The sequence below is a fragment of the Paenibacillus germinis genome (genome assembly GCF_013141785.1).
GTDB classification, from domain to species: Bacteria; Bacillota; Bacilli; order Paenibacillales; family NBRC-103111; genus Paenibacillus_E; species Paenibacillus_E phytorum.
In genome coordinates, this window is sequence record NZ_WHOC01000094.1 from 1 (window position 1) to 13406 (window position 13406).

Sequence of the window (13406 nt, forward strand, 5' to 3'; positions counted from 1 at the left end):
CTGGGAATCGTGTTCTCTGTTGTGTGGTGGATTTAGTGATGTTTTACATCGCTAACTGAGCACATTTCCTCTTCATGCACACTTTAGCGATGAAAAACATCGCTATGGCGAGTAGATTAGACTATTTCACTTGGGTTCGGTTGTTTTAAGGATGTTTTATATCGCTATCGAAGCTCATTTCCTCCTCATGCACACTTTAGCGATGAAAAACATCACTATAGCGAGTAGATTAGACTATTTCGCTTGGGTACGGCAGTTTTAAGCATGTTTTATATCGCTAACGAAGCGCATTTCCTCTTCATGCATACTTTAGCGATGAAAAACATCGCTATACGGGGCCTGAATAGCGTAAATCAGCTACTCTAACCTGCTCTCGCGCGCAAATATAAACGAAATCAGCCTTATAGGGACAAAAAAACCACCGTGATAGGGTTCGCTCCCTAAACGGTGGTCTTCTCAATGTTCAGAACTATACTGGCTGAGGGTGTCCACAGCCTCGTTATTTTGACCGCATAAGTGTTAACCCACTTATGCGGTTTTTCGATTTAATATCGTTACTTCAGCAATGCCGCATAATCCATCTGCGGCACAAGCCCTTCCTCCGCTGCCCGCTGGAGCAAGGTCAAGACGGCGCCATAGCCGCTCTCACCCAGATCAGCGGTAAACTCATTCACGTACAGGTCGATGTGCGCCTCAGCGACCTGAGGGTCCATCTCCTGCGCGTGCTGCATGACGTAGTCGCGCGATGCTTCCGGATGCGCCCACGCGTATTCGACTGAGGCGCGGGCCCAGCCCGCAAGCGCCTCAAGATCCATGGAGCGCCGCGCAATGATGGCGCCCAGCGGGATCGGCAGGTTGGTGTCTGACTCCCACCAACTGCCCAGATCTGTCAGAAGCGCTAACCCGTACGACGGGTAAGTGAAGCGCGCTTCATGAATGACGAGGCCGGCATCGATGAGGCCGTCCCGCACGGCGGGCATGATCTCGTGGAACGGCATGACCACGATTTCACCAACGCCGCCCGGAACGTTCTGTGCCGCCCAGAGGCGGAACAGTAAGTACGCGGTCGAGCGCTCGCTCGGCACAGCGACCCGGCGACCGCTGAGCATGGCCGGGTCTGGCACTGCTCCCTCTGTTCCCTCTGCTCTTGCTGTTTCCTCAGATCCCTCTGTTCCCGTTGTCCTCGCTGCTCCCTCAGTTCCCTCTGCTCCCTCTACGCCGCTGTTCTTCGTCAGCACCAGCGGTCCGCAGCCTCTGCCCAAGGCGCCGCCACAGGGCAGCAGGGCGTAGTCCTTCAGCACCCAAGGCAGTGCTGCGTAAGAGATCTTTAGGACATCCGGCCCGCTGCCTTCTGCAGCTAGCTTGTTCGTAACGTCGATGTCGGCATATAAGACATCCAGCTCGGGGGCACCTGGGATTAAACCATGCGCCCAAGCATGGAAAACAAATGTATCATTTGGACAAGGTGAATACGCAATCTTCATAATTAAAGCACCTCCGCTAGGACTGAACTTGCTGCTTCTAAAGCCTTAAAGGCATCACCGATACGCCAAGCGTCTCGGTCACGAGGACCAACCGCGTTGGAGATCGCGCGGATCTCCAACACAGGCACGCCGCGCTGCTGCGCAGCTGTCGCAATGCCGAAGCCTTCCATGGCTTCGGCAGCCGCTCCAGGCACGCGCGCAGCCAGCGCGGCCGCTGTAGCTGCCGTCCCGGTGGCCGTTGCCACCGTGAGCACTGGCGCCATCTGCGCCGGCAGACCAGCGGCTAACAACGCCGCTGTCACTCGCTCGGCCACATCCGCGGCAACACCAATGCGCGTCGAGCCGAAGCCAAGCTCGTCCAAGCTGCTGAAGCCATCCAGCAGCTCCACGCCAAGGTCCGCAGCGATGATCTCGCTCGCCACAACAAGCGAGCCTACCTCCGCTTGCCCCACAAATCCGCCGGCAATACCGGCGATAATAATCAAATCATATTCAGCTTTCGCAAGCTCTATCGCTCCGTTCACGGCTGCCGCAGCAAGTCCAACGCCAGCTAAGGCAAATTCAAACCTGCTGTCATGGCCAAGGCCGCGCTGGACTGCATCTCTTTCAGGAGCTACAGCTGTCATTACAAGTACACGCATCGTTATTCCAATCCCCTTTTATGATCAATAACCATTCCTATATACGATTATTTTACATGACCATGATCAAATAGGAAACTTTCGAGGAATGACCAACTTTCTCGATCGATTCCATTTTGTTGACATTTTTAGCTAATTTAATTATTATCTAATTAGATATTCATCAAACTAGATACTTTATTAAGGAGGTGCACCCACCATGCAATTAGATAAAATCATTACCTACCACAAGGCTCTCGCCGATGCAACACGTATTCGCATGCTCATTTTACTTGCAGAGGGAGAGCTGAACGGTCAAGTTCTTGCCGAGAAATTGGGTGTTACCCCAGCAACCATTACCCATCACGCAGCCAAGCTTCGCGAGGCCAGCCTCATCAATGAGCGTAGGGACAAGAACACGATTTACTTCGCTTTAAATGAGTATTTCATTCGCAGTAATGCCACCGCGACGGCTGATCTCATTTTCAAAAATAAGAAGGGAGATACAGAATCAATGAAAGATGAAGATCGTAATCAGAACCTCAAGCAATCTGTCATTCGGAACTTTATAACTTTAGATGGCAAGCTCAAGCATATCCCTGCTCAGCTCAAGAAAAAGCTTATCGTCCTAGAACATCTTGTAGAGCAGCTTGAAAAAGGACGCACCTATACAGAGAAGGAACTGAATGCATTTATTAAGAACTACCACCCTGATTTCGCAACGATTCGACGAGAATTCATTATGCACCAGTTCATGTTTCGCGAGAACGAGATATATGAACTCAATCCAGTGGAGATGTGGGCCAAATGGGAGAATTTATCCTAATTGAGATTGGATATGAGAAAACCTCTATCGAAGCCATTCACAGATAAGCGACCGCGTTTAACGAGGAGAGACTTTGGTCTACGACCAAAGATCCCTATATTAGGTTTTATCGCCAATAAGAAAGAGGCTTTCGTGACCCGAAAACTTATACTTTCTTATGTGGAAAAAAAAGGACGGTTCCCAGTCGATTACACGACCTAAGAACTCGTCCTTGCCTTTGTATCCCCCGCTGCTGCATACAAGGTGTTGGACACGTTACCTAATTTAATTATCCAGAGCAGGACATTCATCCATGCGCCCTCTAGTTGAATGACATATAGTAATTGTGTGAAGGGAGGGATTGACATGAGTTGTGGTTGCGGTCCTGCTGTACCTTATACTGGCACAGCTGTAGTCCTCGTTTTATACATCCTCTTGGTTATCGTTCTTAGTACTTTCGGATTTGGATGGTAATAAAATAATAAGCGGCTGGGACGATGATTCATGTCCCGGCCGCTTTTCGTTATTCCCCCCCTGTTTAGATAACAAAATAATACCCATTAAAAAAGCCAAGTGTCACGAAAACCTGTAGAATCATAAACAGCATCATATAGAAAATCCGGGCATTTTCCCACTTTTCGGTTAACGTCACTAAGTAGAAATAAAGCGGTATACTCACCATCATATAGCGTACGACGCTTACGAGAAATAAGGGTTGACTTGAAAATGGGATGACGATTAGCAGCAAGCCATAAACGAAAAATAGCAGCTCGTGCTTATTCATCAAAAGCTTTTTCATGTGAACAAAGAGGTAGCTCAAAAAGACTATAAATACAGCCGTCGATACGGTAAAAGCAATGAATCCGTTATCCCAGCCATCAGGCGTGGAGAAGTAAGGTTTTTTCAAATAACCAATATAATTGACAAATGGGATGGTTGTATACCGGAACCAGTGCAAGCTCTGTTCATGAAAAGGTGCCATGAAATCACCGGTGACGATTTTCATATGTAGGAGATAAATCCCCATTGGGATAAGGGACAAAATACTATACAACGACCATTTCAGGTAACGCCAGGTCCATTTGAACCCTTCGTCCATAAACACGGTACCCATAACTAAAGCAAGGTTGATAAACCCTGGTACCCTTGTTACGGTGGATAAGCTGGCAGCTATAAAGGCGAGTGCATACTTTTTGCTGCCTGCATAATAGATGGAAGCTGCCGAGAGCAGCAGAAACAGACTCTCTGTGTACGGCAGGGTATAGTAAATCGACGATGGGTAGATCACAATTAGCAATAGCACGGTTCCCGCTTGACGTTCACTGAGTCCCCTCTGTAATGCAATAAAATAGATATAAATAAGAGCTCCAAGCAAACATAGATTCGAAACGATCATACCGACTATCGCAGGCTCGAACCAAAATATTTTACCAAGCAAGAAAATCAGCAGCGGGAATAAGGGAAAGAAAACCCAATTAGCAGCCGAATGTGGTTCGTCCATCCGAAACTTATCATAGCCTTGTGTCGCTATTTTTAAATAGGAATACGTATCAAACTTGATAAAATCCTCTAACCTCAGCTTCTCCGTAGAAGCTAATTCTCCAGGAAGCTTCACCGTCCACTTGGACAAGGTGCCTGGCACATTCTGCATATACACCGGTACCTGAGAAGATTTACTGAACAAATTCATCCCGATATATCCAGTAAATAACATGAGTGCACGAGAAATAAGGACAAGCAAGACAATCGATAGAATCACATTGACCTTTCCTCTTTTTGGCGCTTTCTCTATCAGCAGTTCCATCCTTCATCTCTCCTATCCGAACATCATTTATCTTTTCTGTAAATTTACCTGATTCCTCCTCTTTTACCAAGTTAAGGATTCGTAAAGAGCTTATTAATATGGACGTTCATTTGTTAAAAATGTTTAATTTTCGTTAAAAATTAATATTTTACATACATTACGATATAATGAAATCCATATATCAACCTTTTAATCCCCTTTTCAGAATGGAGACGAGAATTGTGGTTTATCCCGTTTTGACCATTGTGGTCCCCTGTTATAACGAAGAAGAAGTACTTCCAGAGACGGTATTCCAACTTACCAATGTGTTACAAACTCTCATCTCTGATAAACTAATTGCTACCACAAGCACAGTACTGTTTGTCGACGATGGCAGCAAGGATGCGACTTGGACATTTATTGAACGCTTCCACGCCTCCAGTCCCTTTATTACTGGACTTAAGCTTGCAAAAAATGCCGGCCATCAAAGCGCTTTGCTTGCAGGGCTTATGAAAGCCAAATCCTATTCGGACTGCGTCGTTTCCATCGATGCCGATCTGCAAGATGACACGAATGTCATTCGCGAGTTTATCGTCAAATTCCACGAAGGATACGATATCGTTTACGGCATCCGACAGGATCGCTCAGCGGATACGTTTTTCAAGCGAGCCACAGCTCAAGGCTTTTATAAACTAATGACATCGCTTGGTGTGAAAATTCATTACAATCATGCGGATTTCCGTTTAATGAGCAAGCGTACCCTCGAAAATTTGGAGAAATTTCAAGAGGTCAATTTATTTCTTCGCGGTATGGTGCCATTACTTGGCTTCCCATCCACTCAGGTTTATTACGACCGTAAAGAACGCTTTGCCGGAGAATCCAAATATCCGCTTCGCAAAATGCTCGCATTCGCCTTCGATGGCATCACGTCGTTCAGTGTAACCCCTATTCGCTTCGTCACCTTGATGGGTTTCCTCCTATTCGCGCTGAGTGTCGTTGCCGGCTTATACGCAATTGTAGGCAAAATCCTCGGAGCGAACGTTACCGGTTGGACATCGCTTATTCTTTCGGTTTGGTTCATTGGAGGCGTTCAGCTTCTCGCTCTTGGCTTAATTGGTGAATACATAGGTAAAATATATAAAGAAGTGAAGCAGCGACCGCTTTTCGTTATTGAGAAAGATTTGACAGCATCTGGACAAGATCAGGAAGCGGTCCATACGCCATCCACCCAAGTAAGTTCCACACGGTGATCATACGATGAACCGTATAAAAGCTTTGTTGACTAGCAGCTTCGCGCGCTTCTTACTTGTCGGTCTGTTCAATACGTTGGTTGGCCTGTCAGCCAGTTTTGCATTCTTTAATCTGCTTCACCTAAATTATTGGGTTTCCACTTTCGCAGGAAATACCCTAGGCGCTATAGTAAGCTTCACGCTGAATCGTACATTTACGTTTCGTTCCAATGTCAGCGTCGGCAGCAGTTGGTGGAAATTTGCTGTTGTTATCTTGAGCTGTTATGGCGTCTCTTATGGTTTAAGTTGGGTGCTTGCAGAAGCAGCAAGCTCTGTCATGCCATCCGTGCGGGCAGATTGGCTGCACAATGCTGCCATTTTGGTTGGAAATGGCTTGTATACGATTGGAAATTATTTGGGACATAAATATTTTACATTCCGTACTCATGGTACGAGCAACCCTAGGGCATCCTAATCACCAAGAGGTGATGCCTAATGGCACGAAGAAGAAGCAACCGGGCCATCGTGCCCGGATCGGAACACGGCCTGGGACTGCTCAAGGCGCAAGTCATGAAGAATCAGGGGTATAACGTCAACCCAGAACGACCTGATCTCGTAAAATATGAGGTAGCCCGAACGCTTGGCGTTCCCCTTCAGCAAGGCTACAACGGGCAGCTTAGATCGGAAGACGCGGGCAAGGTCGGAGGTCCAATTGGCGGGGCAATGGTGCGTGAGCTTGTGCGCATGGCACAGCAGCAGCTCGCGAATCAGCGGCCACCACAGCGATAGGTTCGTGACAGACAGCCATATTCCGCCGCGGGTGTACATAAACTAGTAGCAAGCTGCTCGCAGCGCTACTTTCTATGTAGAAGTCAGGTGATGATGGCTGATGAATCCCCCAGGCAACCGAACGCCTAAGCCCGACTGGAAAGGGCTGTCGGCGCAAGCTGGCGATGTGCTGGGCCCCGAATTCTGGCAGGATATTGCCAGTATCATCCCGCTAACCGGGCCAAGAGTTGATATGTATGAGACACCACAGGAACTTGTTGTTGTGGCTGAAGTTCCCGGATTGTCTTCGCCCGAGCAGATTCAGCTTTCTTTCCGTGACCAATCGCTGCTTATGCGCGGGATGCTCGTTCGGCCTTACCAAGTACTCGATGAGCAAATGCGGTTGTCCGAGCGATTCTTTGGAGCATTCGAGAGAGTTTTCCGCCTGCCCAGTAACGCTATGACCGATCAAATGCGGGCGCAGTATCACAACGGTTTGCTCATCATTCGAATCCCGCTTGCTCCTCCGGATGGAGAGAAAGTTATCCCTATACAGTTCACGTAACGAGCACACTGTAAACCAAATAAAGATTACCTTCTAACCGGCCTTACTGGCTGATTAGTTGGTAATCTTTTTCATATCCTTAAATTAATCTTTACCAAAAAGAGAAATGATTCTCCCTTTGTCCCCATATAAATAAAGGAGATCGTTCGGAAATGCAGGATTGGAGGGATAAACTGTGGTGCGCATACAATTTCAATCTATACATATTGATGGAATCGCCGAAACATCCAGTGTGAATAGGGGTACGAATCGGATCATCGGAAGACGTCATTCCGAGAAGCTTAATCAGGGGCTCGGGGAAATAAGCGGGGAGCATAATGTAGTTCTGGGTGGCAAGCATACTGTCCAAGATGGCGACACCTTTGATGTTAAACCATCTACACGGAAGAGCTGAGAATACTCATGTGGTTTCAAAAAAAGAAAACGTCCCCGCCCAAAACGCAGCCAACTACAGGAACAGCTAAAGCTAAAGCATCAACCCCAGCTAGAACTGAAGCTAGTTCTGGAGCTAGATCAGAAGTTAAAGCCATGTCTCCCGTTCATGATCAGCATGTTCAGCAATTAGAACGGCGTCTTCGCAAATTAGAAGAAGAATTGGCTGATCTCACTGCCAAACACCCGAAGATACATATAGATACCCTGCATATCCATCAACCCGTTTTAGAAAACTTAACCTTTCGGCTGGATCAACTCGATATCAAGGAACTGAGCGGTTCATTGAATTTAGGCAACAATTTCGGTGCTAAGCCAAGTGAGAAAAGTGTACCCGTTGATGAAGCTTTTAAACGTGCTCAAGTGTCAAAAGAAAGTAAAGCCGCCGGCTCTCGTACAGCTGCTGAAGGTGTTGATGCTGCATCACAAGCTGCTGCCGCTCCGAAAACAGAGCGAACCTCGACCGGTTATAAATACACTCCACAGTCCAAATCATAAAGAGGTGATACAAGGTGTCCTCCTTCATGTCTCCAACGTTCATTATCGGCTCAATCCGCATCGGATCGGTTCAAAGCGCGTCCTGCCTCAATATGGGCAATAATTGGCCGACCGATTTTCAAAGCAATCAGAAAACGGTCCAAGGCTTTGGCGCAGTCGAAGGCGACAACAATCAGTTAGTCGGAACTCGCTCTATGCTCAACGACTCCGATTTCCTTGATATGCTCAATATCGGCGATAACGAAACGCCCGAGTGGCTGCAGAACATGATTGCCAACCAGGCTCAGACGTCCGGCTTTACCCCTGCTCCCGCCAGCCCTCAGGCTGAACAAACAACAAATACTCCGCTAACTGCTGATTGAAGCAGCGCGGAGCATTTTTTTTATATACGGCCAATGATTAAATCCCCTTTGGTATAAGGTGCATCGATGATGTCATTATCGTAAACTGTGTTGATATTATAAAGCACATAATTATGATCACCGTTTATTTCTCCAAGGCCGTTGTTCGCTTTCCCGCTTGTAAACCAATTCACTTGTGTATTGGTGCCAATAAATATACCTGATGCATCGGCTATGGAATTAACATGGATAGAATCAAATTCAATGAGCGGCGGCTCAAGTGGGTACGGTAATTTCAGCATGGCATTTCACCCACCATTCAACTATGCTTGGTTATTGACAGCTGGTTTAAAATCCTGATCATTAATTGGTGAATCAATAAAGTCGTTGTCATAGATGAAATTAACAATATTGGCGGAGACAGAATTGCCGATCCATTGACCGGTTCCGTAATTGTTTTTGCTGTGTGAATCCCAGCTGGATTGGGCATTTTCACCGATCCCGATGGTTGCATTAGTATTCTGATTATTAATATTAATCATGTTAAAAACGATGGAACTCGGCACACTGCTCACTCCCTGTATTTGGATAACTTCCAGCTTCTTCTGCCCAGCTTGAGGGACTTGGGCCGGAGACTTGTATGTTAGCCTATTCATCCAGAGCCGAAATGGTGCTTAAACTTCAAGTTCCCTTACAAATCTACATCTAGCTTTGCGAGTTAACTTCTACCAGATATAATATAAAATAACCAGCTTACGCCGTCCTTGGATGAGAATGTTACAAAAGTTGATGCAAAGCAAGCTGCGCCCATGAGACGTAATGCTTACTTATACGTGTAAAGTTGTACTTTGTACAACAATAGGCAAACTAATCCGCGTTATCCACGCGATTGTTGCAGAAAATACAACATTTCGAGCCAAAAGTAGCTCATTTGCCTCAAAAACGGGAAAATTGTTGTACGGCATACAACAAAACATAGCTTGCCCAGAAGAAATCAAGGAAATTGTTGTACGAAGTACAACTTCGCACATCTTAGGCACACTTGCCTTCCTAATTCTCCTTTTCAAAAAAAAGACCCTTTCCCCAATTGGGAAAGAGTCCTCCTTTACCAGAAGAATCCTGGACCACCGAAGCCGCCACCATAGAAGTTCCCTCCATATGGATAACCACCAAAGCCACCACCATATCCAAATCCACCATAAGCATAAGGTGCTGTGCCAATTGCTAACAGGTCAAACAAAACCAAAGGAATAATGGCTTTTACTTGAACCTTTTTGCCGTTTTGTGGAGCAACAATCAACGTGTTACCGCTGATCCGCACCAATTTACCAGTTACTTGAGTTCCGTCTTTCTTCAGAGCCACGATATTTTTCCCGACCAATTTCCGAACGTCGTCTTTACGAATTTTGGATGCCACGAACGTCCACCTCCTTCAGCTACCAGAGATACATTGCTCTACAGTGTACGGCTGTGTAGGTAACATCGCTTGGATAGCTGTCCACTCTCCAGTAAAAATACGCGGCTGCCCTCTCTCCATTCAACGCAAAAAAAATTGCCGGATCTCCAGCCCTAAGGCCAAGAAACCGACAATTTTATGGATGAGAAAGCACTTATGCTTTACGAATCTTACCAAGCTCTGTGGTAATCGCATCGATTTCGCTAATGCTGAAATTATTTTTGCTGACGACCAAATCGTACAAGTCCTTCAAGTCCTCGTATACTTCCTGCTTGACGTTCGAGGCTTTAATCGACCCACCGGTAGCCATGCGCAGCTTTCTCTTAATTTCTTCAAACATATATTCCACGTTTTCTTCCGACCAAATGTTCAAATCCATAGCTTTATGTTCTTCCTTCCTCTAAGCGCGTGTGCCACATTAAGGAGCAAGCTCCCCTTCTGTTATTCTAAAGCACTTATTGGATGTTGTAAAATGAAATCCATTGACTCTCTCATTCCTCAGCTTTCCATAGTTGCTCCAGCACGATCACGATCATCGTACCTACAAGCAGCCCATTGCTGAATACGTATTGCAGAATGGATGGAAGTCCTTGGAATACGGTCGAAGGAAGAAACATAAGTCCAATACTAATCAGCAGCGTGATACCCAAGATAGTCAGCCTGCGTTGATCTAGTGTTTCCCTCAGAATGGACTGAAAGGCAATTCCTATCATTTGGACAAAAGAGGCCATTAATGCGGCCGTTGCAATCGGTCCTGGAAGTAATGCCAAAAAGTTCACGATAGCAGGAACAAGTGAAATACCAGCGAAAACCAGACAAGCCACAAGGAATGGACGAACACGGGTCTGTTCTGTTAATCGAATAAAACCTGCGGAAACCGGTAACGGAACGACCCCGATCGTAGAAAACATAGCACATAGCATATGAGAAAATCCGCCAGCTATCCCGCCGCGATTAAGCGTTTCTTTTAATTTCCTAGGCGTTTCCGGTACAACTTGACTGACAGCCGAAACGGCAGCAATCGTATTGGAGACTAAAATAAAAGTAAACAGAATGATCGTAATTATAATTCCGGCATTCCATTGTGGAACTCCCCATGCAAAAATTTCTGGCAGCTTAACCCAAGATCCGTTCGCCATGAGAGTACCTGAGCTTTTGCCCAATACGGTATAGAGCAGCCACCCTGACAAGATCCCAATCAAAACGGCATAATTTTTGATCCATCCTTTACCTTTGACCGATAGAAGGATGACGAGAATAAAAACACCAAACGATAGAGCCGCCGTTCCATAATCCGGGAGGGACGTTTCTACGTGTAAGGCCATCATTCCTTTCATGAAAACACCGCTAAGTTGAAGGGCTAAGATCAGAAGAAAGGAACCATTAACCAGAGGGGTGAACAGGAATAACAACCGATGGAAATAACCGCTCAAGCCGAGAATGAGAAGCAGCAGGCCTGCAATAATGAATCCACCTTCCAAAATTTGCAGCGTTTCCTTCATGCTTTGACCTTGTCTGACAGCTACGTCAGCTAAAATTACAAACACACTGACCCATGAACCTGCGGGACCATCAGCAATCGGATACCGATGCCCCAACCATCCTTGGATGAAAGAACTCATGCCAACTACAAAAAATGTTCTTTGCATCAACGCCGATACTTCCTCCATCGACAAATGAAAAATGCCGCCGATAACGATAGGTAGTGCAACAGAATTGGCCAACAGGAAAATAAACCATTGAAATGTACTTAAGCTGCCGTAGAACCGATGTTTCTGTGTCTCCATTACTTTACGGTAACATCGTTAAGCATCAGATATCCTACTGGATTTAACGAGAATCCTTTTACACTTTTAGACGTTGCTGCAACGTGATCAATCGTTCGGATAGGAATCAGAGGACTATCTTTCATCTCGATTTCTTGCGCTTTAGCGTAAATGGCTTTGCGTTTCTCCACATCTTTTTCACGACGACCTTCTTCGATTAGCTTATCCACTTCCGGATTGGTATAGAAAGCAAGATTGCCTTTGCTTCCATGAGAAGAACTGTGAAACACATTATATTGATTATAATCCGCATCGCCGGTCGCGTTCCCCCAACCTCCGATAAACATGTTATGTTCGCCTTTGCCGGTTATATCTAGATAGGCGCCATATTCCATCACCTTAATTTCGAGATCGATGCCAATCCCTTTCAATTGAGATTGAATAACTTCCGCTAGATTGATGCGCTCTTTTCTATCATCGGTAACAATTGACGTTTTAAATCCATTTGGGAAGCCTGCCTCGGCAAGCAGTTCCTTTGCTTTGTTGACGTTGTAATCGTAATCGTGCAAATTAGGGTTAAAGCCAATCATCTTAGGAGATAAGGCTGAGGTGGCTCTACTGCCCACACCGTTATATACACCTTTGATAATGGACTCCTTCTCAATGGCATAGGCGAATGCCTGACGAACGCGTACATCGTCAAACGGTTTTTTCTTCACATTAAACCCGATGTATTCTACCCCCAGTCCTTCGGCGCGAGCCAGCGTCATGGAAGAGGAATTTTGCACGCGATTTAATTCAGTTACAGGCAATTGGTCGCTGATCTGAACCTCTCCGGATTCCACCATCGCTACACGCGTAGTATCCTCAGGCACTACTTTATAAACAACCTTATCTACCTTCGGTACATCTCCCCAGTAGCTATCGTTTTTGAGGAGGATCATTTCTTGGCCTGGCGTCCAAGACTGAAATTTGAATGGACCTGTTCCAATAGGGTTTTTCGACAGCTTGTCAGCTTGTTCCGCAATGGCTTTCGGGCTAAGGATACTGCCTTCGTTGCTCGCAAGGATCGACAGAAGAGGGGCATACGGGTATTTCAGAATGAATTGCACCGTATAGTCATCCACAGCCTTCACTTCTTTTACCATGGAGAAATTGCTCGCGCGTGGCGAATTTACTTTCGGATCCAGAGCGCGTTCCATGGTCTTCTTGACGGCTTCGGCAGTGAAAGGCGTTCCATCGTGGAAGGTCACGCCCTTGCGCAGCTTGAATTCCCAAGTTAAATCGTCGACCAGCTTCCACTCTGCTGCTAGAGCAGGCTTGTAATCCATATTCTTATCCGTCTTGATTAGTCCTTCGTAAACTTTACCAAAGATGTAGTTAGCTGAAGGAATGTTCGTAATAAATTGCGGATCCAAGTTGTTGGCGTCCGCCTTTCTAGCGATGGTCAGCGTCCCGCCTGCCTTTGGAGCTTCAGCAGCTTTCCCACTATCTACTGACGAATCTGATGAAGAAGAGCATCCGGCTAGCGCTGTCATACCAACGAGAGACATGGCAAGAAGACCGCCGAGTATAAGATTTCTTTTCAAAGTAAACCCTCCTGTTTCAATCATGTTGAAGTTGCAGCGAATATGCTTATAAGCATTATAAAAAATAATA

Annotated in this window: 17 protein-coding genes; 8 read left to right on the forward strand and 9 right to left on the reverse strand. The window is 46.2% G+C overall.

What is annotated here, in order from left to right; translation table 11 throughout:
• Positions 1 to 554: 554 nt before the first annotated feature.
• Both GC102_RS18785 and GC102_RS18790 read right to left on the reverse strand, forming a co-directional pair.
• Entirely contained in the window at positions 555 to 1484 is a 930-nt protein-coding gene (locus tag GC102_RS18785) for a 1,4-dihydroxy-6-naphtoate synthase (protein ID WP_171690903.1), read from the reverse strand.
• A 2-nt stretch (positions 1485 to 1486) separates the two neighbouring features.
• Positions 1487 to 2125 carry a futalosine hydrolase gene (locus tag GC102_RS18790; RefSeq protein WP_171690904.1) on the reverse strand — a complete coding sequence of 213 codons (639 nt, stop codon included), beginning with the start codon at positions 2123 to 2125 and terminating at the stop codon, positions 1487 to 1489.
• A gap of 199 nt (positions 2126 to 2324) precedes the next feature.
• Here GC102_RS18790 and GC102_RS18795 point away from each other — a divergent pair, with 199 nt between their 5' ends.
• Positions 2325 to 2930 carry a DUF2087 domain-containing protein gene (locus GC102_RS18795; protein WP_171690905.1) on the forward strand — a complete coding sequence of 202 codons (606 nt, stop codon included), beginning with the start codon at positions 2325 to 2327 and terminating at the stop codon, positions 2928 to 2930.
• Positions 2931 to 3447: 517 nt separating this feature from the next.
• On the opposite strand, the gene GC102_RS18800 is transcribed toward GC102_RS18795, so the two are convergent.
• The gene (locus GC102_RS18800; protein WP_171690906.1) at positions 3448 to 4713 is read right to left on the reverse strand and encodes a hypothetical protein; all 1266 of its coding nucleotides are present in this window, start codon (positions 4711 to 4713) and stop codon (positions 3448 to 3450) included.
• 206 nt (positions 4714 to 4919) lie between these two features.
• Between GC102_RS18800 and GC102_RS18805 the strand changes: the two genes are divergently transcribed.
• The 7 genes from GC102_RS18805 (at position 4920) to GC102_RS18835 (ending at position 8546) form a co-directional block, all read left to right on the forward strand.
• Positions 4920 to 5942, forward strand: a complete 1023-nt coding sequence (locus GC102_RS18805; protein ID WP_171690907.1) for a glycosyltransferase family 2 protein — start codon at positions 4920 to 4922, stop codon at positions 5940 to 5942.
• Positions 5943 to 5949: 7 nt separating this feature from the next.
• Positions 5950 to 6396, forward strand: coding sequence for a GtrA family protein (locus tag GC102_RS18810; RefSeq protein WP_246320996.1), 447 nt, complete (start codon positions 5950 to 5952; stop codon positions 6394 to 6396).
• A gap of 20 nt (positions 6397 to 6416) precedes the next feature.
• Positions 6417 to 6710 (forward strand): alpha/beta-type small acid-soluble spore protein, encoded by a 294-nt coding sequence (locus GC102_RS18815; RefSeq protein WP_171690908.1) that lies wholly within the window; start codon positions 6417 to 6419, stop codon positions 6708 to 6710.
• Positions 6711 to 6810: 100 nt separating this feature from the next.
• Positions 6811 to 7254: an Hsp20/alpha crystallin family protein gene (locus tag GC102_RS18820; RefSeq protein ID WP_171690909.1), complete on the forward strand. Its 444-nt coding sequence runs from the start codon at positions 6811 to 6813 to the stop codon at positions 7252 to 7254.
• Positions 7255 to 7429: 175 nt separating this feature from the next.
• On the forward strand, positions 7430 to 7648 hold the full coding sequence (locus GC102_RS18825) for a hypothetical protein (protein ID WP_171690910.1): 219 nt from the start codon (positions 7430 to 7432) through the stop codon (positions 7646 to 7648).
• 8 nt (positions 7649 to 7656) lie between these two features.
• Complete coding sequence (locus GC102_RS18830; RefSeq protein WP_171690911.1) at positions 7657 to 8184, forward strand: hypothetical protein; 528 nt, start codon at positions 7657 to 7659, stop codon at positions 8182 to 8184.
• 26 nt (positions 8185 to 8210) lie between these two features.
• The gene (locus GC102_RS18835) at positions 8211 to 8546 is read left to right on the forward strand and encodes a hypothetical protein (protein ID WP_246320997.1); all 336 of its coding nucleotides are present in this window, start codon (positions 8211 to 8213) and stop codon (positions 8544 to 8546) included.
• Between the two features lie 20 nt (positions 8547 to 8566).
• On the opposite strand, the gene GC102_RS18840 is transcribed toward GC102_RS18835, so the two are convergent.
• The 6 genes from GC102_RS18840 to GC102_RS18865 form a co-directional block, all read right to left on the reverse strand.
• Positions 8567 to 8827 carry a hypothetical protein gene (locus GC102_RS18840; RefSeq protein WP_171690912.1) on the reverse strand — a complete coding sequence of 87 codons (261 nt, stop codon included), beginning with the start codon at positions 8825 to 8827 and terminating at the stop codon, positions 8567 to 8569.
• A 21-nt stretch (positions 8828 to 8848) separates the two neighbouring features.
• Positions 8849 to 9091, reverse strand: coding sequence for a spore germination protein (locus tag GC102_RS18845; protein ID WP_171690913.1), 243 nt, complete (start codon positions 9089 to 9091; stop codon positions 8849 to 8851).
• 539 nt (positions 9092 to 9630) lie between these two features.
• On the reverse strand, positions 9631 to 9942 hold the full coding sequence (locus tag GC102_RS18850) for a 50S ribosomal protein L33 (RefSeq protein WP_171690914.1): 312 nt from the start codon (positions 9940 to 9942) through the stop codon (positions 9631 to 9633).
• A gap of 193 nt (positions 9943 to 10135) precedes the next feature.
• The gene (locus tag GC102_RS18855) at positions 10136 to 10360 is read right to left on the reverse strand and encodes a DUF1128 domain-containing protein (protein WP_056831766.1); all 225 of its coding nucleotides are present in this window, start codon (positions 10358 to 10360) and stop codon (positions 10136 to 10138) included.
• Between the two features lie 112 nt (positions 10361 to 10472).
• Complete coding sequence (locus GC102_RS18860) at positions 10473 to 11768, reverse strand: purine/pyrimidine permease (protein WP_171690915.1); 1296 nt, start codon at positions 11766 to 11768, stop codon at positions 10473 to 10475.
• Positions 11768 to 13336 carry a glutathione ABC transporter substrate-binding protein gene (locus GC102_RS18865; protein ID WP_376769385.1) on the reverse strand — a complete coding sequence of 523 codons (1569 nt, stop codon included), beginning with the start codon at positions 13334 to 13336 and terminating at the stop codon, positions 11768 to 11770. Before GC102_RS18865 ends, GC102_RS18860 begins: the two co-directional genes overlap by 1 nt.
• Positions 13337 to 13406 lie beyond the last annotated feature (70 nt).

Bases quoted from the DNA above. Each gene is read 5' to 3' on its own strand.
- GC102_RS18785 (WP_171690903.1), bottom strand. From the start codon at position 1,484: ATGAAGATTGCGTATTCACCTTGTCCAAATGATACATTTGTTTTCCAT.
- GC102_RS18790 (WP_171690904.1), bottom strand. From the start codon at position 2,125: ATGCGTGTACTTGTAATGACAGCTGTAGCTCCTGAAAGAGATGCAGTC.
- GC102_RS18795 (WP_171690905.1), top strand. From the start codon at position 2,325: ATGCAATTAGATAAAATCATTACCTACCACAAGGCTCTCGCCGATGCA.
- GC102_RS18800 (WP_171690906.1), bottom strand. From the start codon at position 4,713: ATGGAACTGCTGATAGAGAAAGCGCCAAAAAGAGGAAAGGTCAATGTG.
- GC102_RS18805 (WP_171690907.1), top strand. From the start codon at position 4,920: ATGGAGACGAGAATTGTGGTTTATCCCGTTTTGACCATTGTGGTCCCC.
- GC102_RS18810 (WP_246320996.1), top strand. From the start codon at position 5,950: ATGAACCGTATAAAAGCTTTGTTGACTAGCAGCTTCGCGCGCTTCTTA.
- GC102_RS18815 (WP_171690908.1), top strand. From the start codon at position 6,417: ATGGCACGAAGAAGAAGCAACCGGGCCATCGTGCCCGGATCGGAACAC.
- GC102_RS18820 (WP_171690909.1), top strand. From the start codon at position 6,811: ATGAATCCCCCAGGCAACCGAACGCCTAAGCCCGACTGGAAAGGGCTG.
- GC102_RS18830 (WP_171690911.1), top strand. From the start codon at position 7,657: ATGTGGTTTCAAAAAAAGAAAACGTCCCCGCCCAAAACGCAGCCAACT.
- GC102_RS18835 (WP_246320997.1), top strand. From the start codon at position 8,211: ATGTCTCCAACGTTCATTATCGGCTCAATCCGCATCGGATCGGTTCAA.
- GC102_RS18840 (WP_171690912.1), bottom strand. From the start codon at position 8,827: ATGCTGAAATTACCGTACCCACTTGAGCCGCCGCTCATTGAATTTGAT.
- GC102_RS18855 (WP_056831766.1), bottom strand. From the start codon at position 10,360: ATGGATTTGAACATTTGGTCGGAAGAAAACGTGGAATATATGTTTGAA.
- GC102_RS18860 (WP_171690915.1), bottom strand. From the start codon at position 11,768: ATGGAGACACAGAAACATCGGTTCTACGGCAGCTTAAGTACATTTCAA.